This is a genomic window from Pseudacidovorax sp. NFM-22 (assembly GCF_021401245.1).
Lineage (GTDB): Bacteria > Pseudomonadota > Gammaproteobacteria > Burkholderiales > Burkholderiaceae_C > Xenophilus.
Map to the genome: position 1 here is coordinate 817749 of NZ_JACBFY010000001.1, position 22208 is coordinate 839956.

General features: G+C 71.1%; 23 protein-coding genes. 8 read left to right on the forward strand and 15 right to left on the reverse strand.

What is annotated here, in order from left to right; translation table 11 throughout:
- Nucleotides 1–12: 12 nt before the first annotated feature.
- The 8 genes from L0984_RS03680 to L0984_RS03715 all read right to left on the reverse strand — a co-directional run bounded on the left by L0984_RS03680 (nt 13) and on the right by L0984_RS03715 (nt 8240).
- The gene (locus tag L0984_RS03680) at nt 13–1128 is read right to left on the reverse strand and encodes an NADH:flavin oxidoreductase/NADH oxidase (protein WP_234192382.1); all 1116 of its coding nucleotides are present in this window, start codon (nt 1126–1128) and stop codon (nt 13–15) included.
- 99 nt (nt 1129–1227) lie between these two features.
- Complete coding sequence (locus L0984_RS03685) at nt 1228–1965, reverse strand: haloacid dehalogenase type II (protein WP_234192383.1); 738 nt, start codon at nt 1963–1965, stop codon at nt 1228–1230.
- A 40-nt stretch (nt 1966–2005) separates the two neighbouring features.
- Nucleotides 2006–2641 carry a bifunctional 4-hydroxy-2-oxoglutarate aldolase/2-dehydro-3-deoxy-phosphogluconate aldolase gene (eda, locus tag L0984_RS03690; RefSeq protein ID WP_234192384.1) on the reverse strand — a complete coding sequence of 212 codons (636 nt, stop codon included), beginning with the start codon at nt 2639–2641 and terminating at the stop codon, nt 2006–2008.
- 170 nt (nt 2642–2811) lie between these two features.
- Nucleotides 2812–4647, reverse strand: a complete 1836-nt coding sequence (gene edd / locus L0984_RS03695; RefSeq protein WP_234192385.1) for a phosphogluconate dehydratase — start codon at nt 4645–4647, stop codon at nt 2812–2814.
- A 112-nt stretch (nt 4648–4759) separates the two neighbouring features.
- Nucleotides 4760–5770: a TRAP transporter substrate-binding protein gene (locus tag L0984_RS03700; RefSeq protein ID WP_076503995.1), complete on the reverse strand. Its 1011-nt coding sequence runs from the start codon at nt 5768–5770 to the stop codon at nt 4760–4762.
- Between the two features lie 73 nt (nt 5771–5843).
- Complete coding sequence (locus L0984_RS03705; protein WP_234192386.1) at nt 5844–7124, reverse strand: TRAP transporter large permease; 1281 nt, start codon at nt 7122–7124, stop codon at nt 5844–5846.
- Between the two features lie 28 nt (nt 7125–7152).
- Nucleotides 7153–7680, reverse strand: coding sequence for a TRAP transporter small permease (locus L0984_RS03710; RefSeq protein ID WP_234192387.1), 528 nt, complete (start codon nt 7678–7680; stop codon nt 7153–7155).
- A complete protein-coding gene (locus tag L0984_RS03715; protein ID WP_234192388.1) occupies nt 7677–8240 on the reverse strand; it encodes a gluconokinase in 564 nt (187 codons plus the stop codon). The genes L0984_RS03710 and L0984_RS03715 overlap by 4 nt, the downstream gene beginning before the upstream one ends.
- A 184-nt stretch (nt 8241–8424) precedes the next feature.
- Between L0984_RS03715 and L0984_RS03720 the strand changes: the two genes are divergently transcribed.
- Nucleotides 8425–9450 carry a LacI family DNA-binding transcriptional regulator gene (locus tag L0984_RS03720; RefSeq protein ID WP_234192389.1) on the forward strand — a complete coding sequence of 342 codons (1026 nt, stop codon included), beginning with the start codon at nt 8425–8427 and terminating at the stop codon, nt 9448–9450.
- Between the two features lie 292 nt (nt 9451–9742).
- Entirely contained in the window at nt 9743–10150 is a 408-nt protein-coding gene (locus L0984_RS03725) for a hypothetical protein (RefSeq protein ID WP_234192390.1), read from the forward strand.
- An 82-nt stretch (nt 10151–10232) separates the two neighbouring features.
- Here the strand turns inward: L0984_RS03725 and L0984_RS03730 are convergent, their stop codons facing one another.
- Nucleotides 10233–10784: an OmpA family protein gene (locus L0984_RS03730; protein WP_234192391.1), complete on the reverse strand. Its 552-nt coding sequence runs from the start codon at nt 10782–10784 to the stop codon at nt 10233–10235.
- Between the two features lie 139 nt (nt 10785–10923).
- Between L0984_RS03730 and L0984_RS03735 the strand changes: the two genes are divergently transcribed.
- On the forward strand, nt 10924–11595 hold the full coding sequence (locus tag L0984_RS03735; RefSeq protein ID WP_234192392.1) for a gamma-glutamylcyclotransferase: 672 nt from the start codon (nt 10924–10926) through the stop codon (nt 11593–11595).
- Nucleotides 11592–12149, forward strand: a complete 558-nt coding sequence (locus tag L0984_RS03740; protein WP_234192393.1) for a superoxide dismutase family protein — start codon at nt 11592–11594, stop codon at nt 12147–12149. Before L0984_RS03735 ends, L0984_RS03740 begins: the two co-directional genes overlap by 4 nt.
- Before the next feature lie 7 nt (nt 12150–12156).
- On the opposite strand, the gene L0984_RS03745 is transcribed toward L0984_RS03740, so the two are convergent.
- On the reverse strand, nt 12157–13449 hold the full coding sequence (locus L0984_RS03745; RefSeq protein WP_234192394.1) for an amino acid deaminase: 1293 nt from the start codon (nt 13447–13449) through the stop codon (nt 12157–12159).
- A gap of 175 nt (nt 13450–13624) precedes the next feature.
- On the opposite strand from L0984_RS03745, the gene L0984_RS03750 reads away from it, so the two are divergent.
- Both L0984_RS03750 and L0984_RS03755 read left to right on the forward strand, forming a co-directional pair.
- Nucleotides 13625–14518: a 2-dehydro-3-deoxygalactonokinase gene (locus L0984_RS03750; protein ID WP_234192395.1), complete on the forward strand. Its 894-nt coding sequence runs from the start codon at nt 13625–13627 to the stop codon at nt 14516–14518.
- A gap of 165 nt (nt 14519–14683) precedes the next feature.
- Nucleotides 14684–15328: a 2-dehydro-3-deoxy-6-phosphogalactonate aldolase gene (locus L0984_RS03755; RefSeq protein WP_234192396.1), complete on the forward strand. Its 645-nt coding sequence runs from the start codon at nt 14684–14686 to the stop codon at nt 15326–15328.
- Here the strand turns inward: L0984_RS03755 and L0984_RS03760 are convergent, their stop codons facing one another.
- Together L0984_RS03760 and L0984_RS03765 are read right to left on the reverse strand one after the other, a co-directional pair.
- Complete coding sequence (locus L0984_RS03760; RefSeq protein WP_370645881.1) at nt 15329–15892, reverse strand: nucleotidyltransferase family protein; 564 nt, start codon at nt 15890–15892, stop codon at nt 15329–15331. It abuts the gene before it with no gap.
- On the reverse strand, nt 15889–16800 hold the full coding sequence (locus L0984_RS03765; protein WP_234192398.1) for a bestrophin family protein: 912 nt from the start codon (nt 16798–16800) through the stop codon (nt 15889–15891). The genes L0984_RS03760 and L0984_RS03765 overlap by 4 nt, the downstream gene beginning before the upstream one ends.
- A 60-nt stretch (nt 16801–16860) precedes the next feature.
- Here L0984_RS03765 and pdxH point away from each other — a divergent pair, with 60 nt between their 5' ends.
- Nucleotides 16861–17508 (forward strand): pyridoxamine 5'-phosphate oxidase, encoded by a 648-nt coding sequence (gene pdxH / locus L0984_RS03770; protein ID WP_234192399.1) that lies wholly within the window; start codon nt 16861–16863, stop codon nt 17506–17508.
- A gap of 3 nt (nt 17509–17511) precedes the next feature.
- Here pdxH and L0984_RS03775 read toward each other — a convergent pair whose 3' ends face one another.
- Both L0984_RS03775 and L0984_RS03780 read right to left on the reverse strand, forming a co-directional pair.
- Nucleotides 17512–18864, reverse strand: a complete 1353-nt coding sequence (locus L0984_RS03775; RefSeq protein WP_234192400.1) for an ATP-binding protein — start codon at nt 18862–18864, stop codon at nt 17512–17514.
- Nucleotides 18861–19523, reverse strand: a complete 663-nt coding sequence (locus L0984_RS03780; protein WP_234192401.1) for a response regulator — start codon at nt 19521–19523, stop codon at nt 18861–18863. The genes L0984_RS03775 and L0984_RS03780 overlap by 4 nt, the downstream gene beginning before the upstream one ends.
- Before the next feature lie 92 nt (nt 19524–19615).
- On the opposite strand from L0984_RS03780, the gene L0984_RS03785 reads away from it, so the two are divergent.
- The gene (locus L0984_RS03785) at nt 19616–21664 is read left to right on the forward strand and encodes a S9 family peptidase (protein WP_234192402.1); all 2049 of its coding nucleotides are present in this window, start codon (nt 19616–19618) and stop codon (nt 21662–21664) included.
- Nucleotides 21665–21686: 22 nt separating this feature from the next.
- Here L0984_RS03785 and L0984_RS03790 read toward each other — a convergent pair whose 3' ends face one another.
- Nucleotides 21687–22208: a DUF4019 domain-containing protein gene (locus L0984_RS03790; RefSeq protein ID WP_234192403.1), complete on the reverse strand. Its 522-nt coding sequence runs from the start codon at nt 22206–22208 to the stop codon at nt 21687–21689.

The window sequence follows — 22208 nt, forward strand, 5'->3', positions numbered from 1 at the left end:
CAGCCCTGCGCCTCAGCGCTGGCCGATGCGCAGGTCGGCGAACAGATCCTTGAACTCGCGCGGCTGCGAGCGCCAGTACTGCCGCGGCGCGCTCACCTGGGCGCCGAGTTCGGCCGCGGCATGCCAGGGCCAGCGCGGGTCGTACAGCATGGCCCGCGCCAGCGCCACCGCATCGGCCTGGCCCTCGGCAATGGCGGCCTCGGCCTGTCGAGGCTCGGTGATCAGGCCCACGCCCAGGGTCGGCAGCCCCACGCGCGCCTTCACCTCGCGGGCAAAGCCCAGCTGGTAGCCGGGGCCCACCGGAATCTTCTGCCGGGGCGACACACCGCCGCTGGAGACATGGATCGCGCTGCAGCCGCGCGCCTTGAGCGCCTCGGCGAAGGCCACCGTGCTGGGCAGATCCCATCCCCCGTCGACCCAGTCGGTGGCCGAGACGCGCACCCACACCGGCACTTCGGCCGGGACGGCCGCGCGCACGGCCTCGAACACTTCCAGTGGAAAGCGCATGCGGTTCTCCAGGCTGCCGCCGTAGGCGTCGCTGCGCGCATTGGCCAACGGAGACAGGAACTGGTGCAGCAGATAGCCATGGGCCGCATGCAGCTCGATGCCCTGCAGGCCCACGCGCACGGCGCGCTGTGCAGCGCCCACGAAGTCGTCGCGGACCTGGGCGAGGCCCTCATCGTCGAGCGCCGCAGGCGGCACCTCGCCCTCGCTGTGCGGCAGGGCGCTGGGCGCCACGGCCAGCCAGCCGCCGGGCTCGTCAGGGCGCAGCTGGCTGCCGCCGTCCCAGGGTGCGCGGCTGGAGGCCTTGCGTCCGGCATGGGCCAGCTGCACGGCGATCGGCATGGCCGAATGTCCGCGTACCGTGCGCAGCATGTCGGCCATCGCCGCTTCGGTCGCCTCGTCGTAGAGGCCCAGGTCCGCCGGGCTGATGCGGCCCTCGGCCGAGATCGCGGTCGCCTCCAGGATCAGCATTCCGGCGCCGGACAGGGCCAGATGCCCATAGTGGATGCGGTGCCAGTCGCCCGCCCGGCCCTCGTCGGCGGAGTATTGGCACATGGGCGCGATGACGATGCGGTTGGGCAGTGTCAGTGCGCCCAGGCGCAGGGGTTCGAACAGGGGACTCATCCGGAAGGCTCCTCGGTGCGCAACAAAGCATCGGAGCCTAGCGGAGCGCCGCGCCGGCCGCCGCCGTGGGGCCATGGCGCGCGGCGTCCGCGCGGGCGCTCAGCAGCCCAGCAGGTCCGCCAGGTGCCCGATGTCCCGCGTGTGCAGGTCGTTGCCCGGCTGCGGCGACACGTCCTTGGGGCGCGACGGGCCGAACTCCGCGGGCCGCTCGATGTAGGCCGTGGCCAAGCCACAGTGTCGTGCGGCGGCCAGGTCGTTGTGGTGGGCCGCGGCCAGCATCACGCGGTTGGGCGGCAGGTCGAACACGCCGGCCACGCCCAGGTAGGTGCGCGGGTCGGGCTTGTAGGCCTTGAAGACCTCGGCCGAGAGCACGCAGTCCCAGGGCAGGCCCGCGCGCTTGGCCATGTTGGTCAGCAGGCCGATGTTGCCGTTGGACAGCGGGCAGATCGTGTAGCGGCGCTTGAGACGCGTCAGGCCTTCCACGGCATCGGGCCAGGCCGGCAGCCGGTGCCAGGCGCGGTTGAGTTCGCGCTTGGCAGCGCGGTCCAGCCGATCCGAGCCGATGGAGAAGTCGGCCAGCACGGTCTCCAGGATGCTCAGGTGCAGCTCGTCGAGCAGGGTGAAGCCGCCCTCGCCGGCCGAGATCCGCTCCATCACGGCCTTCATCGCCGGCTGGTAGCCGGCGCGCCAGGCCAGGGCGAAGGCGCTGCCGTCGGTACCGGGCAGCAGCCGCTCGACCTCGGCGGCGATGCCGCTGTGCCAGTCCACGACGGTGCCGAAGACGTCGAAGGCGATGACCTCGATGGAGGCGGGATCGAAATCGTTGGATGCAGTCATGGCTTGGCACTCTAGCGCCACGGGGCGCCAGCGTCCTGCATCAGCGCGACAGCGCCTTGGCCTCGCGGGCCAGGGTCTCGATGCGGGCCCAGTCCTTCTGCGCGATGGCATCGGCCGGCACGATCCACGAGCCGCCCACGCAGGCCACGTTGGACAGCGCCAGGAACTCCGCCGCATTGCCCGCATGGATGCCGCCGGTGGGGCAGAACTTCACCTCGCCGAAGGGGCCTTGCCAGGCCTTGAGCATGGGCGCCCCGCCCGCCTGCAGCGCCGGGAAGAACTTGAGCTGCTGGAAGCCGTCTTCCTGCGCCATCATGATCTCGCTGCCCGTGGCCACGCCCGGCAGCAGCGGCATGCCGAGATCGTGGCAGGCCTTGCCCACGGCGCGGGTGTAGCCCGGGCTCACGCCGAAGCGGGCACCGGCCAGGGCGGCGGCCTGCGCGTCGGCCGCGCTGCGGATGGTGCCGGCGCCGGCCACCGCCTCGGGCACTTCCTTGGCGATGCGCTCGATGCATTCCAGCGCCACCGGCGTGCGCAGCGTCACCTCCAGCATGCGGATGCCGCCGGCCGCCAGCGCGCGGGCCAGGGGCACGGCGTCCTGCGGGTCCTGCAGCACGATGACGGGGATGACGGGTGCGTCTTGCATCACGTCGAGGGCGGTGAGGGGCTGGTTCATGGCTGGGGCCTTGGCAAGGCGGAAGAAGGTTTTGGAGACAGGAAGAACGCGAGCGTTGCGAGGCAGTTGACCGTTCAGGCTGAGCTTGTCGAAGCCGGGGCACCGGGGCGTCAAAGGCCCTTCGACAAGCTCAGGGCGAACGGGGCAACTAACTGGACCAGAGAGAAAGCTCAAAGCCAGGTGCAGGCGCCCTCTTCCGCGGTCGTGGCATTGCGGCGCATGCCGGCGAAGAGTTCGCGGCCCAGGCCGCGGCCGTCGGCAATGCGCTGCTCGGCGGACATCACGGCCGCCTCGCGCTGGGCCCATTCGTCCTCCGGCACCAGCACGGCAAGCGTGCCGGCCACGGCGTCCAGGCGGATCAGGTCGCCGTCGCGCACTTTGGCCAGCGGGCCACCGGCGGCGGCCTCCGGCGAGACATGGATGGCGGCGGGCACCTTGCCCGACGCGCCACTCATGCGGCCATCGGTGACCAGCGCCACCTTGAAGCCCTTGCCCTGCAGCACCGACAGCGGCGGCGTCAGCTTGTGCAGCTCGGGCATGCCGTTGGCCTGCGGGCCTTGCCAGCGCACCACGCAGACCACGTCGCGCTCCAGCTCGCCGGCCGCGAAGGCCTTCTGCAGCGCGGCCTGCGAGTCGAAGACCTGCGCGGGCGCCTCGATCACATGGCGGTCGTCGGGCACCGACGACACCTTGATCACGCTGCGGCCCAGGTTGCCGGTGAGCAGCTTGAGCCCGCCGGTGGCGCTGAACGGGTTGTTGGCGGGGCGGGCCACGTCCACGTCCTTCGAGGGCCAGGCGGGCACCCAGTGCAGGCCGCCGCCATCGGCGCCCTGCGGGATCTGCGCGTACTCGGCCAGGCCGCCAGGGCGCACGGTGCGCACGTCGGCATGCATCAGGCCGGCCTCCATCAGCTCGTGGATCACGAAGCCGGGCCCACCCGCCTGCTGGAAGCCGTTCACGTCGGCCGTGCCGTTGGGGTACACGCGGGTCAGCAGCGGCACCACGTCGGACAGCTGCGAGAAGTCGTTCCAGTCGATCAGGATGCCGGCCGCCCGCGCCACCGCCACCCAGTGGATCAGGTGGTTGGTCGAACCGCCGGTGGCCAGCAGCGCCACCATGGCGTTGACGATGCAGCGCTCGTCCACCAGCTCGCCGATGGGCGGCACGGCGTAGCCCTGGGCCGCCGTCTTGCCGAGCACCGTGCGCACGGCCTCGCGCGTCAGGTGCTCGCGCAGGCCGTCGTGCGGCTGGATGAAGGCGGTGCCCGGCACATGCAGGCCCATGGCCTCCATCAGCATCTGGTTGCTGTTGGCCGTGCCGTAGAAGGTGCAGGTGCCCTGGTCGTGGTAGGCGGCCATCTCGGCCTCCATCAGGCCTTCGCGGCCCACCAGGCCTTGCGCGGCCTGCTCGCGCACCTTGGCCTTGGCGCTGTTCGACAAGCCCGAGGGCATGGGCCCGGCCGGCACGAAGACCGTGGGCAGGTGGCCGAAGTGCAGCGCGCCGATCAGCAGGCCCGGCACGATCTTGTCGCAGATGCCCAGCATGAGCGCCGCATCGAACATGTCGTGCGTGAGTGCCACGGCGGTGCCCATGGCGATGGTGTCCCGGCTGAACAGCGACAGCTCCATGCCCGGCGTGCCCTGCGTCACGCCGTCGCACATGGCCGGCACGCCGCCGGCCACCTGGGCCGTGGCGCCCAGCTTGCGGGCCTCGTCCTTGAGCACTTCGGGGTAGGTGCGGAAGGGCGCGTGGGCCGACAACATGTCGTTGTAGGCCGTCACGATGCCGATGTTGGGTGCCCGCTCGGCCACGATGCGCAGCTTGTCGTTGGCGGGCACGCCGGCCACGGCGTGGGCCACGTTGGCGCAGCCCATGCGGTCGGAGCCGCGCTGGCGGCCGCCGATCTCGGCGATCTGCTGCAGGTAGGCCGCACGCAGGTCGCGGCTTTTCTCGCGGATGCGTTCGGTGACGGCGTGGAGCGTGGGGTGCAGGGAGGAGCTGGGCATGGCGGGCGCGTGGGGCTGGGGAAACTACGGAGTCAATCGTACGTCGCAACCGGCCCGGCACGCGCGTCGGATTGCAACGCCCGCCCCGCGCGCCGGGCCGTTGCGGCGTGCCTTACTTGCCGCCGCGGGCCTTGGCGACCGCCGCGTTGACCGAATCCCAGGTCTCCTGGCCCACGGACTTGGCGATGCCGGCGTGCACCGACGTGAGCTTCTCGCGCATGCGGTTGGCTTCGGCAGGCGGCAGCTCGTTGACCTGCATGCCCTTGGTCTTGAGCTCGGCCAGGGCCTGGGCGGCTTCCTCGCGGGTGTCCTTGCGCTCGAAGTCGCGACTCTTGACGGCGGCGTCCTGCAGCACCTTCTTCTCGGCCGGGCTGAGCGTGTCCCACCACTTCTTGCTCACCGTGACGATCCAGGGGCTGTAGACGTGGTTGGTGACCGTGAGGTACTTCTGCACTTCGTAGAACTTGCTGGAGAGCACCGTGTTGTACGGGTTCTCCTGGCCGTCCACGGCGCGCGTCTCCAGCGCGGTGAACAGCTCCGAGAAGGGCAGCGGCACCGCGTTGGCGCCCAGCGTCTTGAAGCTGTCGAGGAACACGTTGTTCTGCATCACGCGCAGCTTGACGTCGTTCAGGTCCTCCAGCTTGGTGACGGGCCGCTTGCTGTTGGTGAGGTTGCGGAAACCGTTCTCCCAGTACACCAGGCCCACCATGCCCTTGGGCTCCAGCTTGGCCTTGACGGCCTCGCCAGTGGGGCCGTCGAGCACCGTGTCGGCCTCCTTGGCGGTGGAGAACAGGAAGGGCGTGTCCCACACGGCCATCTCGGGCACCAGGCCGACGAGGGTGGCGGTCGAGCCGACCATCATCTCCTGCGCGCCGCCGATCAGGGCCTGCTGCATCTGGGTGTCCGAGCCCAGGGACGCATTGCCGATGCCGCGGATCTTCATCTTGCCGCCGGTGGCCTTCTCGACCTCCTGCGCGAAGAAGCGCACCGCGCGGCCCTGGTTGGAGTTGTCCACCAGGCCATAGCCGAAGCGCACGATGCGCGGCTTGAAGTCCTGGGCGTGGGCGGCACCGGTGGCCACGAGAGCGGCGACGAGGCCGGCGAGAGCGAAACGCATGCGCATGGTTGTCTTCCTTTGGATCGAGACGAGGGTCGGGAACGGAAACGGGACGAGAAAGCGGGGGCGTGGCCGCGGATCAGTGCATCCACGCCAGCGGCGCCGTGATGAGCTGCGGAAAGATCACCATCAGCACCAGCAACAGCACGTACATCAGCAGGAAGGGCGTGGTGCCACGGATGACGGTCTCCATCCGCAGCCGGCCCACGCCGGCCACCACGTTCTGCACCGTGCCCACGGGCGGGGTGATCAGGCCGATGCAGCCCACGTAGATGAACATGAAGCCGAAGTACACCGGGTCGATGCCGGCCTTGACGGCCAGCGGTGCGCACACCGGGCCGAAGATCAGGATGGTGGGCGTGAGGTCCATCGCCGTGCCCACCGCCAGCAGGAAGACCATCATCAGGGCCATGAACACCACCGGGTTGCCCATGACGCCGGCGAAGCTGTCGGCCAGCAGGTTGGGCAGGTCGGCCAGCGTGATCATGTAGGCCGTGACGGTGGCCGCGCCGCACAGGAACATGACCACGGCGGTCGTTTTGCCGGCCGCCAGGAACACGTCGTACAGGCGCGCCAGCGTCAGCTCGCGGTAGATGAAGGTCGACACCAGCAGCGCGTAGACCGCCGCCACGACGGCCGCCTCGGTGGGTGTGAAGATGCCGCCCTTGAGGCCGCCCAGGATGATGACCGGCATCATCATGGCCCAGAAGCTGTGGCCCAGCGCCTTGACGCGCGCACCCCACGGCACGCGCGGCAGGGCCGCCAGCTGGTGCTTTCGCGCGATGAAGGCCCAGGCCGCGATCAGGAAGATGCCCATCAGCAGGCCCGGCACCACGCCCGACAGGAAGAGCTTGCTGATCGAGGTGTTGGTCGTCACCCCGTAGATCACGAAGGGCATCGACGGCGGGATGATGGGCGCGATGATGCCGCCCGAAGCCAGCAGGCCCGCGCTGTAGCCGGGCGGGTACTTCTGCTCGCGCATCATCGGCAGCAGGATGGTGGCCAGCGCTGCGGTGTCGGCGATGGCCGAGCCGCTCATCGAGGCCAGCAGCACCGCCGCGCCGATGGCCACGAAGCCCAGGCCGCCGCGGATGTGGCCCACGAAGGCGCGGGCCAGGTCGATGATGCGGCGCGACAGGCCGCCCGCGTTCATCAACTCGCCGGCCAGGATGAAGAAAGGCACGGCCAGCAGCGGGAAGTTGTCGAAGCCGGCCTGCAGGTTCTGCGCCAGCAGCTGCGAGTCGAAGAAGTCCAGGTGCCACATCAGCGCCACGCCGGTGAGCACCAGCGCCTGCGCAATGGGCATGCCGATGGCCATGCCGCCGATGAGCACGGCCAGGAAGATGAAGGTGACGATCATGTTCTGCTCGGAAGGTAAGGCCGGGTCGTCATTCGAGGATGGCTTCGTCGTCCGCGCCTTCCAGCGGCTTGCCGCGGCGCAGTTCGATGGCCAGGGCCGCCAGCAGGCCCAGGCCGAGCACCAGGGTGGCCGCCGCGCCCAGGGCCAGCGGATAGCCCAGCACGGTGCTGAAGCTGTTCATTCCGGCCTTGACCTGCTCCCAGGAGCCGATGACGAGCAGCACCAGGCACAGGCCGATGAGCAGGCGACTCACCCAGAACAGCAGCCGCGCCGGCGTGCCCGAGAGCCGCGAGGTCAGCATGTCGAAGCCCAGGTGCTTGGCCTCGAAGGCCGCCACGATGGCGCCCACCGCCACCAGCCACACGAAGAGCAGGCGCGAGATCTCCTCGTACGACACGATGCTGGTCGAGAAGACGTAGCGCAGCACCACGTTGACGAACACCGCCACGACCATGCCGGCCAGCGCCAGCACCATGAAGTGTTCGGCCAGGCGCTTGAGCAGCGGCCCACGGGCGGGGCGCGAAGGCGTGGAGGGGGAAGAAGAAGAGGTCGTCATGCGATGTCTCCGGCGTGTCGGTCGGCGGCGCGCGGCGCGGCAGGCCGGGCCCAGGCGGCGATCTCGGCCACCAGGTCGGCCAGCGGCCGCGTGGCGTCGAGCGTGAGCACGCCGGCTTCGCCCGTGGGCGATTCCAGCGTGGCGAACTGGTTGGCCACCAGATCGGGCGAGAAGAAATGGCCGGGTCGCGACTTCACGCGGTCCAGGGCCTGTTCGAAGTCCAGCGACAGGAAGGCGAAGCCCAGATGCGGGTTGGCGGCGCGCAGACGGTCGCGGTACTTGCGGCGCAGGGCCGAGCAGGTGAGCACCACGCCGCCCGGCGCGGCCTCCGGCGTCAGCAGCGCGGCCAGCCGGTCCAGCCAGCCGGCGCGGTCGGCATCGTCCAGCGGGATGCCCGCGCTCATCTTGGCGATGCTCTCGGGCGCGTGGTAGGTGTCGCCCTCGCACAGCGGCCAGCCCAGCGCGTCGGCGCAGCCCTGGCCCACGCTCGATTTGCCGCAGCCGGACACGCCCATCACCACGATGGCCGACGGCTGGAACGATGAGATAGCGCTATCCATTCGAATCCAAAAAAAGCTGCGCGGTTTCAGCCTGCGCAGCCGAGGGGAGAGAGGAGAACCTCCCTCGACATGAAGTGCCGGTCGTTCAGGTCGGGTTGATGCACCGCACAAACCCTGCTGGTCGAACCGACTGGATAGCGCTATCTTATTGAACAATGATTTCTCGCCCGCCTAGGACAAACCCTTGACCGACGCCACCCGCCGCACCCGCCGCTCCAGCGGCCGCCTCACCCTGGAAGACGTGGCCCGCGCTGCCAGCGTGAGCCCCATCACCGTCTCGCGTGCGCTGCGAGGCGAGCGCAGCGTGGACCCGGTGCTGGTCGAACGCGTGCGGGAGGCCGCCGCGCGCCTGGGCTACGTGCCCGACCCTGCCGCCCGCGCCCTCGCCTCGCAGCGCAGCAGCCATGTCGCGGTGCTGATTCCGCTGCTCACCAACACCCTCTTCGTCGACCTGCTCGAAGCCGTGCAGCGCACCCTGCGCGCCAACGGTTTCCAGACGCTGATCGGCGTGACCCACTACGACCCGCGCGAGGAAGAGCAGCTGCTGCGCGAGCAGCTCATGCACCGCCCCGCCGGGCTCATCGTCACCGGCTTCGAGCGCAGCGAAGAGACCCGCGCCCTGATCCAGGCCAGCCGCGTGCCCTGTGTGCACGTCATGGAGACCAGCCGCGCCCCGGGCGTGCATTGCGTAGGCTTCTCGCAGCAGGACGCCGGTCAGGCGCTGACGGAACACCTGCTGGCCCGCGGCGCCCGCCGCATCGCCTATGCGGCGGCCCAGCTCGATGCGCGCGTGATGCAGCGCGCCGAGGGCTATCGCCGTGCGCTGCAGGCCGCCGGCTGCTACGACCCGGCGCTGGAATTCCTGCGGCCCGAGCCCTCTTCCTTCGCCCTGGGCGCGCAGATGTTCGGCCGCATCGTGGCCGAGGCGAAGCCCGACGCCATCTTCTTCTGCAACGACGACCTGGCCCAGGGCGCCCTGATGGCGGCGCCGCGGCTGGGCATCTCGGTGCCCCGCGATGTGGCCGTGGCCGGCTTCAACGACCTGCCCGGCAGCGATCAGTTGCTGCCCAGTCTGACCAGCGTGCGCACGCCGCGGCGCGAGATCGGGCAGGCGGCGGCCGGCATGCTCCTGCAGCTGATGCGCGGGACGCCGGTCGAGCAGAGCTGCATCGAGTTGGCCTGGGAGGTGGTGGGGCGGGAAAGCGCCTGACCACGGCGCGCCGCGCCCGTCGGGCGTCAAGGCCCGTGCCTTGGAGCCAAAGTCCATGCCGCCGGGGCAATGCCCGTCAGTGAACCCACGACCGTTCGGGCTGAGCCTGTCGAAGCCAGGGCACTGGGTGTCAAAGCCCTTCGACAAGCTCAGGGCGAACGGGTTAGCTGACTCAGAGCGAGCGGATTAACTGATTCATGGCGAACGGGTTACCTGACTGGCATTGCGCCGCCGGGGAACATTCGACCGTCTCGGCACCTCATCCTCTCTTTCTTCCCACATCGACGACACCATGGCCGCCGGCACCCTCTTCACCGTTCTTGCCAACATCCCCTGGGGCCAAGTCGTCGAGAACGCGCCCAAGGTCGCGGAGGGCGCGGCGAAGCTGTGGGGCTCCGTCACCCGCCGGCGCCAGAGCGCCGAGCAGGCGGCGGCCACCGAGGCCGAGGCGCCACCCGCCCGGCCGCTGACCGAGGCGGAGCAGCTCCGCCAGCAGGTCCAGCGACTGGAAAGCGCCGTCCGGGACATCGAGGCGCAGATGCAGGCGTCGACCGAACTCATCAAATCCCTGGCCGAGCAGAACACCCAGCTCATCGCCCGCATCGAGATGAACCGCGTGCGGCTGCAGCGGCTGAAGTGGCTCACGGTGGGCCTTGCCGCAGGACTGGCGGCGACCGTCGTCCATCTGATCGCACGCTGAGCGCGGGCAGCGGTCCGGGCTGCCGGCGCGCACAAAAAAGCCCGGCATCGCCGGGCTCGATCGGGTAAGGGCGAAGGCCGCGTCAGTCGACCAGCTTGACCTCGACGCGACGCGCTGCCGCATCGTCGCCCTGGCCGGCGGCGGCGACGGCCGGCTTCTCCAGCGTGACCTTGTCCTCGGCCACGCCCAGGCCCACCAGCACGTCGCGCACGGTGATGGCGCGCTGCTTGGCCAGCTCTTCGTTCTTGGCCGGGTCGCCCGTGGTGTCGTGGTAGCCGGAGATGACCGCCTTGCGGCCGTTCTGCACGCCCTGCAGCACCAGGGCCAGCGCCTCGGCGGCGCCCGGGGCGATGTCGGCGCTGCCGGTGGCGAAGTAGAACTTCACCACGCCGCCTTCCACGCGCACGCTGGCCCCTTCGGGCACCACGGCCACCACCGTCTCGGTGATGACGGCGACGCCCGTGGCCGGGGCCGCCGGTGCGGTGCTGGCGGCGCCGGCCGCATCGGCATCACGCCCGGGCATGCCGTAGTGGTAGACCGCGGCGCCGATCGTCGTGGCGACGATCAGGGCAATGAGCACGAACACCAGCCCAAGGGCAAAGCGCTGCTGGGAGTCGTCGTCGGGGGTGGACATGAGGGTGCGTCTCTCGGGATGTTGAAGGGTGGCCATGGAAGATGCCTTGGCAATAATGGGCCGCGTGAAGCCCGTTTCAGAAGCCGAAATTCTAGGTGCCACCTCGGTGCCGCCTCTTGTCGGCGCGCATCCTCCGCTCGTGCGCGACCCTGGCCCGTTGCTGGAGCGCACGATCGCGGAATGGGGCGGCCATGAGGACCTGTGGCTGTTCGGCTATGGCTCGCTGATCTGGAACCCCGGCTTCGACCACAGCGAGGCGCGGCCTGCCCACGTGAGCGGCTGGCATCGCGCCCTGAAGATGTGGAGCCGGGTCAACCGCGGCAGCATCGACAAGCCCGGCCTGGTCTTCGGCCTGCTCAGCGGCGGCAGCTGCCGCGGCATGGTGTTCCGCATTCCGCGGGCCATCGCGCTGGAAACGCTGGGCCGGCTGTGGCTGCGCGAGATGCCCACCGGCGTCTACGACCCGCGCTGGCTGCATTGCCGCACCGCGCAAGGGCCCGTGCGGGCCTTGGCCTTCACGCTGTCACGCAAATCGCCCAACTTCACCGGTACCCTCAGCGAAGAGCGCTACCGCGAGATCTTTGCCACGGCCGTGGGCCGCTACGGCAGCTCGCTGGACTATGCGCGGCAGACGCTCGAAGCCCTGCAGCGTCATGGCATCCGCGACTCTGCCCTGGCCCGTCTGTTGCGTCTGGCCACCCAGGCACCCGGGCAACTGGCGACCTCCGCCGACAGCCAGGCCCTCGCTGCATCGTTACACCTGAGCCCGTCCGACTCCCTTCCCTCATCCTCCAAAGGAACAACGCCATGACCCTCCGCTCCGCCCTGCCCTCCGCCCGCATGCTGGCCGCCTGCACCCTCGCGGGCTCCAGCCTGCTGCTTGCCGCCTGTGCCGGCATGGGCATGGGCGCCTCGCGCGCCACGGCCACCCTGGCGCCCACCGGCGCCGTGTCGCCCAACCCGACCATGGGGCAGGTCACGCTGACGGCGCTGGACCACGGCGTGCGCGTGGCCGGCGAGGTGCGTGGCCTGGCACCCGGCTCGGAGCACGGCTTCCACATCCACGAGAAGGGCTCGTGCGCCGACAACGGCAATGCCTCGGGCGGCCACTTCAACCCGGCCGGCGGCACGCACGGCAAGTTCGGCGCCCCCGGCAGCCATGCCGGCGAGTTGCCCAGCCTGGTGGCCGACTCCAATGGCGTGGCCCGCTTCAGCGTGGACATCCACGCCATCTCGCTGACCGACGGCGCCGCCAACAACGTGGTCGGCCGCGCCATCGTCGTGCACAAGGACCGCGACGACTACACCACGCAGCCGGCCGGCAACTCCGGCCCGCGCATCGCCTGCGGCGTGATCACCCGCTGAGGCGGCCTCAGAAGGCGGTGGTGATGGCGTCGACGACGTTGTAGGCCTCGTCCACCACCGGCATCCAGCGCCACTTGTCGAAGGTGGTGCACGGGTGCGAAATGCCCAGCCCGACGCGCTCGCCCACCACCGGGGCGAGCGCGTCGTCGCTTTCGTCCCAGCGCAGGTAGGCATGCTGGTCGTTGAGGGCGGTGATCTTCCAGCTGGCCGGCACGCCCGTCGGCGCCTGCGCGCCGCGCAGGGCCCGCGCGAAGGGAATGGGCATCGTGATGTCGAAGGAGACATCGCGCCGGCCGGCCGTGAGGATCGCAAGCCGCGGCTCGGGGCACGACTGGACGGCCGCCCAGACCTCCATGGCGGGGCGCAGCCCGTCTTCGGCGCAGTCGCAGCCGATCCGCGCATTCACCTGGCCGACCATGCGCGTGTAGAAGCCATGGTCGTGCGTCACGTAGCAGCCCGAGCGCAACAGGCCGCGCACCGGCCGCCCGAGTGCTGGTCGCAGGCGGCCCGCCACCAGGTCGAAGACGGCCGAGCCGCCGGCGGAGCACAGCACCTCGTCGGTGTCGAACAGGTTCTCGTCGGCGCACAGGCGGGCGACGGCCTGCACGCGGTCCATCAGGGCCGTGGCCAGCGCGGCGTCGGCGGCCGAGTCGCCCGTGGCCCACAGGCCTTCGTAGCATTCGATGCCCACGAGGCGCACGGCCGGGCTGGCGCCCACCGCGCGGGCCAGGGCGATGGCCTCTTCCTGCGTACGGCAGCCGGTGCGGCCGCCGTCCAGGCCGATCTCCAGCATCACCTCGAAGGGCCGGGCATCGGCCTGCGCCCGTGCCCATGCCTCGATCAGCGCCAGCTGGGCGGTCGAATCCACGAGGAAGACCACGCGCAGGCCCTCGTGCGCCGCCAGCATCTGCTGGATGCCGGCCAGGTCCTCGTCCTGCATCACCTGGTTGGCGATGAGGCAGCGGCGCACACCCGCCGCCACGCCGATGGCCAGTTGCGCGACGTTGGCGAAGGTGATGCCCCAGGCGCCGGCGTCGATCTGCCGCGCGAACAGCTGCGGCGACATGGTGGTCTTGCCATGCGGTGCCAGGTCGATGCCCTGGCTTTGCACATAGCGCTGCATCCAGGCCAGGTTGTGGGCCAGGGCCTCGCGGCGGATCAGGGCCAGGGGCAGCGGCAGGTCGCCCGCCAGCACGTTCCAGCCGGCGGCGCCGACGGCGCTGCGGGCGCGCGGCGCCTGAGTGCGGGGATAGCCCTTGAAGGAGGCATCGAGAAGAGGATCGAGCAGTTCGGCAGTCATGATGGAAGAAGAGGGGCGCCCCGGACGCGGCGGCAGGAATGCCGGCGCGGGCCGATGCGGCAGCCCTCCATTCTTGCCGGCCCCGCACGGCGCCGCCTGACCGGGCGCAGGGGCGCAGGGGCATGCGAGACTGCCCGCCACGCTTGGCCGTCCGTGGCAAAAAAAGGAACGACCCATGAGCTTCGTCGCCCTCGACTGGGGCACCACCTCGCTGCGCGGCGCGCTGATCGCCGAGGACGGACGGGTGCTGGAAGAGCGCAGCGCCCCGCGGGGCATCCTGCACCTGGACGGCGCCAGCTTCGCCGAGGTGTTCGAGGCCTTCACCCTCGACTGGATGGCCGTGCCCGGCCGCCGCTGCCTGATCGCCGGCATGGCCGGCAGCCGCCAGGGCTGGGTCGAGGCGCCCTACTGCGCCTGCCCCTGCGGCGCCGGGGACATCGCGCAGCAGGTCGTGCCGGTGGTGCCCGGCCGCATCGACATCGTGCCGGGCCTGGTGGACCATCAGTCCGGCGTGCCCGACGTGATGCGCGGCGAAGAGACGCAGATCCTGGGCGCCATGCGGCTCACCGGCCTGCGCGAAGGCCTCTTCGTGCTGCCCGGCACGCACAACAAGTGGGCCCGCGTGGCCGAGGGCCGGGTGACGGGCTTCCGCACCTTCATGACCGGCGAGTTCTATGCGCTGCTGTCGCAGCAGTCGATCCTGGCGCGCACGCTGCAGGCCGATGCGCCCCTGGTGCGGCAGGCCTTCCTCGATGGCTTAGGCCGCGCCCGACGGGCCGACTCGCCCGGCCTGCTGCACCTGGCCTTCGGCATGCGGGCGCTGTCGCTCTTCGACCGCCTGAGTCCCGCCGCGGCCACCAGCTATCTGTCCGGCTTGCTGATCGGCGACGAACTGCGGGCCCAGCCGCTGCAGCCCGGCGTGCCCGTCGTGCTGGTGGGCAGCCCGACGCTGACCGAACGCTATGCCCTGGCGCTGGACAGCGTGGGCGTGCCGGCCCGGTTGCTCGACGCCCAGGCCACCTGGGCCGGCGCACATGCCTTGTGGCGCGCACGGCAGGCCGCCAGCTGACATGCGCCGCGAACGCAGCGCACTACTTCCAATGCGGACCAGTGAACCCCTGCCCGTTCGGGCTGAGCCTGTCGAAGCCTGGGCACGCGCCCTTCGACAGGCTCAGGGCGAACGGGCTGGCTGACTGGCATCGCGGGCTTTCCTTCCCTTCCGACCTCCATCTCCATGACCGACCTGCTCCCCGCCTTCCAGCGCGCGCTGGCGCAACTGCCCCTCGTCGCCATCCTGCGCGGCCTCACGCCCGCCGAGGCGCCGGCCGTGGGTCAGGCCCTCGTCGCGGCCGGCTTCGGCCTGCTGGAGGTGCCGCTGAATTCGCCCGAGCCGCTGCAGAGCATCCGCCTGCTGCGCGAACAGTGCCCCGCCGCGCTGGTGGGCGCGGGCACGGTGCTGACGACGCAGCAGGTGCGCGAGGTGCACGCGGCGGGCGGCCAGTTGATCGTGTCGCCCTGCTTCGATGCCGCGGTGGTGCGCGAGAGCGTCGCGCTGGGCATGGTCGCGCTGCCCGGCGTGCTCACGCCCACCGAGGCCTTCGGCGCCCTGGCAGCGGGCGCCCACGCGCTCAAGCTCTTTCCGGCCGAGATGGCGTCGCCCGCCGCGGTGAAGGCATTGAAGGCGGTGCTGCCGCGCGGCACGCCGCTGCTGCCCGTGGGCGGCATCACGCCCGAGGGTATGGCCGCGTGGCATGCCGCGGGGGCGGATGGCTTCGGCATCGGCTCGGCGCTCTACAAGCCGGGCAAGGCGGCCGCGGCGGTGGGCGAGACGGCCCACGCCTTCGTAGCCGCCTGGCGCGCCTGCGCCGCCCAGGCCTGATCAGCCGCCGCGCGAACGCAGGAGCGACTCGGCGCGCACCAGGTCGTCCAGCGTGTCGATGTCGGTCACCACGCCGGCATCGTCCACCGCCAGTTCGCGCACCACGCCCCGGGCGCGCAGCGCCTTGAGCACGGGCGCGGCGCCCTGCTCGCCCGCCAGCGCCATCAGGGCCGGCCCGCTGGCCGCGCCGAAGCCGACGGGATGGCCGCGCTCGCCCTGAAACACCGGCTGCGCCGCGCCGTCCTCGGTCACGGCCTCCGCCACCGTCCGAAGCGTCGCGGGCAGCACCAGCGGCAGATCCGCCGGCAGCACCAGCCAGCCCGGCGCATCGGCCGTCGCGCGGACCGCGGCGGCAATGGAATCGCCCATGCCGGGATGGCCCACGTCCTCCACATGCCATGGCAGCCCGCTCGCGCACACGGCGTCCAGCGTGCGGTCGATGACGCGGCGGCCGGCCAGCAGCGCCTGCAGCTTGTGCACCGCGCCGCCCGAGGCGCGGAAGCGCTCGCCGCGGCCGGAGGCCAGCACCAGCACGACGGGCAGGCGTTCGGGAGTCATGGTCATGTCAAGACGTGATCGCGGGGTTGCGGTTGCGGCGGCCAGTCGGCGTCGCCGATGGATTCGCGCACCGAGGTCTCGATGCTCCAGCAGATGGCGTCGAGCGCCAGGTCGTTCGGCGCCTCGCCGAAGGGCTCCTCGATCTCCGAGCCCAGCGCCTCCAGCGCGAAGAAGGTGTAGGCGACCAGCACCACGATCACCGGCGTCATGGGCCCGATGGCGTCCACCAGCCCGAAGGGCAGCAGCAGGCAGTACAGGTAGATGGTGCGGTGGATGATGACGCTGTAGGTGAAGGGGATCGGCGTGTTGGCCAGGCGCTCGCAGCCGCCGATGGCGGCGCCGATGCGGTCCAGCGGGCCTTCCAGCGCGGGCACGATGGCGGCCTCGGTCCGGCCCTGGGCGCGCAGGTCGCGCAGCCATTCGCCGGCCATCAGCAGCAGCATGGCCGGCCGGTAGCGCGCCGCCATCACGCGCTGGGCCTCGGCGGCCGGCAGCAGGCGCGCCAGGTCGGCGGCAGGGTCGGTACCGCGCAACTGGTGGCGCAGCGCATGCACCAGGGCGATGAGCCGTAGCGCCAGCACCCGCGCCTCGCCGCCGCCTTCGGCCAGCGTCAGCGCCTGCCGCGCGGCGGCCCGGCAGTCGATGAGCAGCGCACCCCAGAGCATGCGCGCCTCCCACCAGCGGCCATAGCTGGTGCTGTTGCGAAAGCCCAGGAAGATCGCCAGCGTCAGCCCGATCAGCGAGAAGGGCACGAAGTTCATCGGCACCTTCCAGCGCAGCACCTGGCCGTGCAGCAGCGTCACGACCACGGCCAGCGCCAGGGTCAAGGCCAGCTGCGGCAGGATCTGCGAAAGGATGGAGCCGCGCCAGACGAAGAGCAGGCGCAGCCAGTGCGGGCGGGGGCGGACGATCATGGGCGGCCGATGTTAGGCCTCGTCAAGGCGCGGCCATGGCCAGCGCGGACAATGCCCGCCATGAGCGATCTGAAGACCTCCCTGGCCGACCTGCGCAAGAGCTACGAGCGGGCCGAACTCGACGAAACCCACAGCGCCTCCGACCCGCTGCTGCAGTTCGAGCGCTGGCTCGGCGAGGCCATCGCCGGCCAGGTGCCCGAGCCCAATGCCATGACCGTCGCCACCGTGGGCAGCGACCTGCGGCCCTCCACCCGCATAGTGCTGATCAAGGGCTACGACGCGCGGGGCATCGTCTGGTTCACCAACTACAACAGCCGCAAGGGCCAGGAGCTGGCCGGCAACCCCTTTGCCGCGCTGCAGTTCCACTGGGTCGAGCTGGAGCGCGTGGTGCGCATCGAGGGCCGGGTGGAGAAGGTCAGCGACGCGGAAAGCGACGCCTACTTCGCCAGCCGCCCGCTGGACTCGCGCATCGGCGCCTGGGCCAGCCCGCAGAGCCAGCCCATCGACGGCCGCGGCGTGCTGGTGGCCAATGCGGCCAAGTACAGCGCCAAGTTCCTGCTCAACCCGCCGCGCCCGCCGCACTGGGGCGGCTACCGGCTGGTGCCCGAGCGCTGGGAGTTCTGGCAGGGCCGCAAGAGCCGGCTGCATGACCGGCTCTGCTACCAGCAGGAGGGCCAGGACTGGGTCAAGACGCGGCTGGCGCCCTGAGCTTCAGGGCAAGCGCACGTGAAAGCCCGCGCCCCGGCCTTCCAGCCCGGGCGCCAGGCGCACCTCGCCTCCCAGCCGCTGAGCGGCCTGGCGCACGATGGCCAGGCCCAGGCCGGCACCACGGGTGAGCGGGTCGGCGCCGCGGTGGAAACGCTCGAACACCTGCCCTGACGCCTCGTCCGGAATGCCCGGCCCGTCGTCCTCCACCGAGATGCACAGCGGATGTGGGGAATTGGCCAGCGTGACCACGATCCGCGTGCCCGGCGGCGTGTGGCCGGTGGCATTGGCCAGCAGGTTCTGCACGATGGACAGCAACGCCGCCGGCTCGACGGTGGCCATCAGCTGGTCGGGCGCGACGAGGCTCAGGTCCATGTCGCGCGCCAAGGCCGCTGGCGCCATGTCCGCCATCACCTGGCGCAGCCATTGCGCCACGTCGAGCGTCGCCGGCACGGCCGGGGGCGCATCGTCCAGCCGGGCCAGATCCAGCAGTTGTTGCGTCAGGTGCGAGGCGCGGGCGATGGCCGCTTCCAGTTGCTGTTGCGCCTCTCGCCGTTGGCCGGCGTCGGCGGCGCCGCCCAGCGCGTGGGCCTGGGTCGCGATCACGGCCATGGGCGTGCGCAGTTCGTGCGCCGCATCCTGGACGAAGGCCCGCTCGCGGTCGATGCGGGCCTTGAGCTTCATCAGCAGACCGTCCAGCGCCTCGGCCAAGGGCTGCAGCTCGGCATGCCGGGCCCGGAAGCCGAGCGGCGTCAGATCGTCCGGCGAGCGGCGCTGCAGCCGCTGCGTGAGCTGCCGCAAGGGCCTCAGGCCCAGCGCCACCGCCAGCCAGGCCGGCACCAGCACCAGCGGCAAGGCGATCAGCAGGTAGGGCAGGACGGCCCGCGTGTTGTTCGGCACCACCAGCGCCAATGTGCGCTCGGGCTCGGCGGCGTAGACGCGCCAACGGCCGGTATCGGCGCGATAGACCCAGTAGGGCACGCCCTCCATGTCCATCGTGCCCACGCGACCGGGGGGCGCGGCAAGTGCCCGGTCGCGCAGCTGCGGCGCGCTGAAGAGCAGTCGCCCTTCCCGATCCTCCAGCCGGAAGACCAGGGTGCCGGTCGGGTTGCCGCCCAGGCGCAGATGGCCGTAGACGGTCTGCATGGCCTGCACCGTGGCGACCGCCTGCGCCTCGTCGTCGATGGCCGCCAGCGCCTCACCCAGGCCGCCGCCCAGCCGGCTCAGCGGCTGGCTCACCGCCAGCGACTGGCGGAAGCTCAGCCACATGTAGGCCTGCAGCACCGCCAACACCAGCACGAAGGACAGCAGCACCACGAGAAAGATGCGTCGCGAAAGCGAGCGCCGCCAGATCGTCATGACGCCACCAGCAGGTAGCCCACGCCACGCACAGTGCGGATGCGGTCGGCGCCGATCTTGCGCCGCAGGTTGGAGACATGGACCTCGACCGTGGCGAAGTCCAGCGCCTCGCCCAACGGCTCCATGCGCTGGGCCAGCAGGCCCTTGGGCAGCACGGTGCCGGGCTCGCGGGCCAGCTCCAGCAGCAGGCGGAACTCGCGCGGCGACAGCTCCAGCGGCTGGCCGTCCAGCCATGCCGCATGGCCCCGCGGCTCCAGCGTCAGGCCATCGCCCAGCGTCCAGAGCTCGCTGGCCTGTCGGGCCGAGCGCCGCAGCACGGCGCGGATGCGGGAGATCAGCTCGGCCGTGGCGAAGGGCTTGACCACGAAGTCGTCGGCCCCGGCGTCGAGGCCGGCGGTGCGGTCCTCCACCGCCGAGCGTGCCGTGATGACGATCACCGGCAGTTGCTGCCCGCTGCGCCGCCAGCGCGTGAGCAGCGACTGGCCATCTCCATCGGGCAGGCTCAGGTCCAGCAGCACGCAGGCGAACTGCGCGGCGTCCAGCACCGCTGGCGCGTCGACGGCGCGGCGCAGCCATTCGCTGCTCAGGCCCTCGACCTTCAGCGCCGCCTGCAGGGCGCGGCCAAGGTCCAGGTCGTCTTCGATGAGGAGAAGGTGCACGGCGGCGATTGTGGCGGGCGCTTTCTTTGGCAAAGCCAAAGGTGCCCTCGCCACAATGCCGCGACGAGAGAGATCCCGAGGAGGAGTGTTCGATGCCTTTGCCTGCCCTGCGCCGTCTTGCGGCGCTTGCCGGATCCGCGGCGCTGCTGGCCCTGGCCGGCTGCGCCACCGCGCCCAGCCACCCGGCCCTCCAGGCCGCCGCCAGCGAAGGCCGGCTGCCGCCGCTGGTGCCCATGCGCCGCTTCGTCGCCGACCTCGATTTCGCGGACGGCCACATCGTCTCGCCCGACGGCCGCCGGCTGCTCTGGCGTCAGGTGGTGGGCACCGACATCGGCCTGGCCGTGCGCCCCGCCCCGCCCGAGGACGGGGCCGCCGCGACACGGCGCATCCCGACCGGCACGCTGGCGCGCCCGGGTGCCTCCGGCGCCACCTATGCCTGGCTGCCCGACAGCCGCCACATCGCCTACCAGAAGGACTTCCGAGGTGACGAGAACACGCAGTTCTTCGTGGTCGACGCCGACAACCCCGAGGCCTCGCCCTGGGCGGTGACACCCTGGCCCGGCGTGCGCTCCACCTTCGTCTCACGCGGTGCGCCGGGCAGCGCGCGCTTCTTCTTCGCCAGCAACCGGCGAGAGCGCAGCAGCATGGACCTGTACGAGGCCGACGCCGCCACCCGCACGGTGCGGGAAGTCGCCCGCAGCGACGCCGACAGCCGCGTCATCGGCTGGCTGATCGGCACCGACCACCAGCTCGCCGCGCGCTGGCGCCAGCTGGGCGACGAGGACGGCCGCGACGTGGCCGTCGAGGTGCGCCGTCCCGATGGCGAATGGCGCCGGCTGCGCACGGTGCCGGCCTTCTCCTTCTTCTCGATCCACCGCATCGATCCTGCCGCCGGCCGTCTCTGGGCCATGACCAACATGGGCCGCGACAAGGTGGCGCTGGTCGAGCTGGACCTGTCGGCCGACCGCGAGACGGTGCTTGCCGAGCACGCCGAGGTGGACCTCGAGGGTGCCTGGTTCCCCCCTGCCGGGGGCGCGCCGTATGCCGTCTCCGCCCTGCCCGACCTGCCGCAGATGCGCTACCTGGACACCGGCATCGGCGCAGAGCTGGCACGCGCCGCCGACGAGGCCCGCGCGCGCCACTGGATCGATGCACCCGCCGTGGTCATCCGACCCACCAGTGCGGCGCAGGACAACCAGCGCATGGTGCTGCGCGCGACCACGCAGACGGAGGCGGTGGAGATGCTGCTCGACCGCACCACCGGCCGCCTCGAGCGACTGACACCGCCGCGCCGGCCCGAGCCCGGGCTGTTCTCGCCCATGACGCCCTTCGTCTTCACCGCCTCGGATGGCCTCAAGGTGCATGGCTACATCACGCAGCCCACCGGCGTGCAAGGACCGGCGCCGACCGTCGTGGCGATCCACGGCGGCCCATGGGCGCGCGACAGCTGGCAGCTTGCGGGCTACACGTTCACCCAGATGCTGGCCAACCGCGGCTATGCGGTGGTGCAGGTCAACTACCGCGGCTCGGCCGGTTACGGCAAGGCGTTCATCCGTGCGGGCGACGGCGAATACAACGGCCGGATGCAGCAGGACATCGCCGAGGCCACACAGTGGGCCATCGACCAGGGCATCGCCGACCCGAAGCGGCTGGCCGTGCTGGGTGCGAGCTTCGGCGGCTTCTCGGTGCTCGCCCAACTGATCCAGAAGCGGCAGGACTGGCGCTGCGGCGTCGACATGGTCGGCGTGGCCAACTGGCCGCGGGTGATCGAGAACTGGCCGCCCTTCTGGCGCAACCGCCACTACTTCGCACGCACCTTCGGCGACGTGAACGACCCGGCGCAGCGCGCCCGCATGCTCGCCAATTCGCCCATCACGCAGATCGACCGCATCGACGTGCCGCTGCTGGTGGTGCATGGCGACAACGACGTGCGGGTGCTGCGGCAGGACTCGGACGAGGTGGTCGATGCGCTGCGGGCGCTGGGCCGTCCGGTGACGCACCTGCGCTTCGCCAACGAAGGCCACCAGGTGCGCCACTGGCGCAACCGCCTGGCCATGTGGCGCGCCACCGAGGACATGCTGGCCAGTTGCCTGGGGGGCCGCAGCGCAGGCTTCGACCTCTTTGAGCTGATGCCGCGCTGAAGGCGCCCGTTACGCCGGCGCCTCAGTGCCGCGCTGCCGCCGGAGCGCCGTGGATCACGTAGCCGGTCACCTTCCACGCCCCATCGGGCTCCAGGCGGTAGGACACCAATTCCTCGATGGCCGTGCCGGCCGAGTCCCTGGAGGCCAGCACCACGCTCAGGTAGCGCCCGCTCGGCGCGCCGGAGGACTTGTTCATGTCGATGACGGCCATGTTGACGAACTGCCGCTGGCCGATCTTGCGGTAGACGGCGCGGCGGGCCTTGATGTCCCGCACGAAGCGATCCCGGGCGATCTGCTTCTTGATCGCGGGCGAGGCGTTGTCCCAGATGACCTCGACGCGGCCGGTGTCCACCAGCTGCGCGATGCGCAGGGAGCGCGCGACGATGGCCGCGCGGTCGACCTTGGGCTGCGGCGCCTGGGCCATCGCGGCCCCGGGCGCCAGGCAGAGCACCAGCAGGGCCAGCAGTCCGCAAAGCAGGGCCTGCCAGGCGGCCGTCGGAAAAGAAGGATGGGGTCGGTCGTGCAGAACCATCGGCGTCGGCAT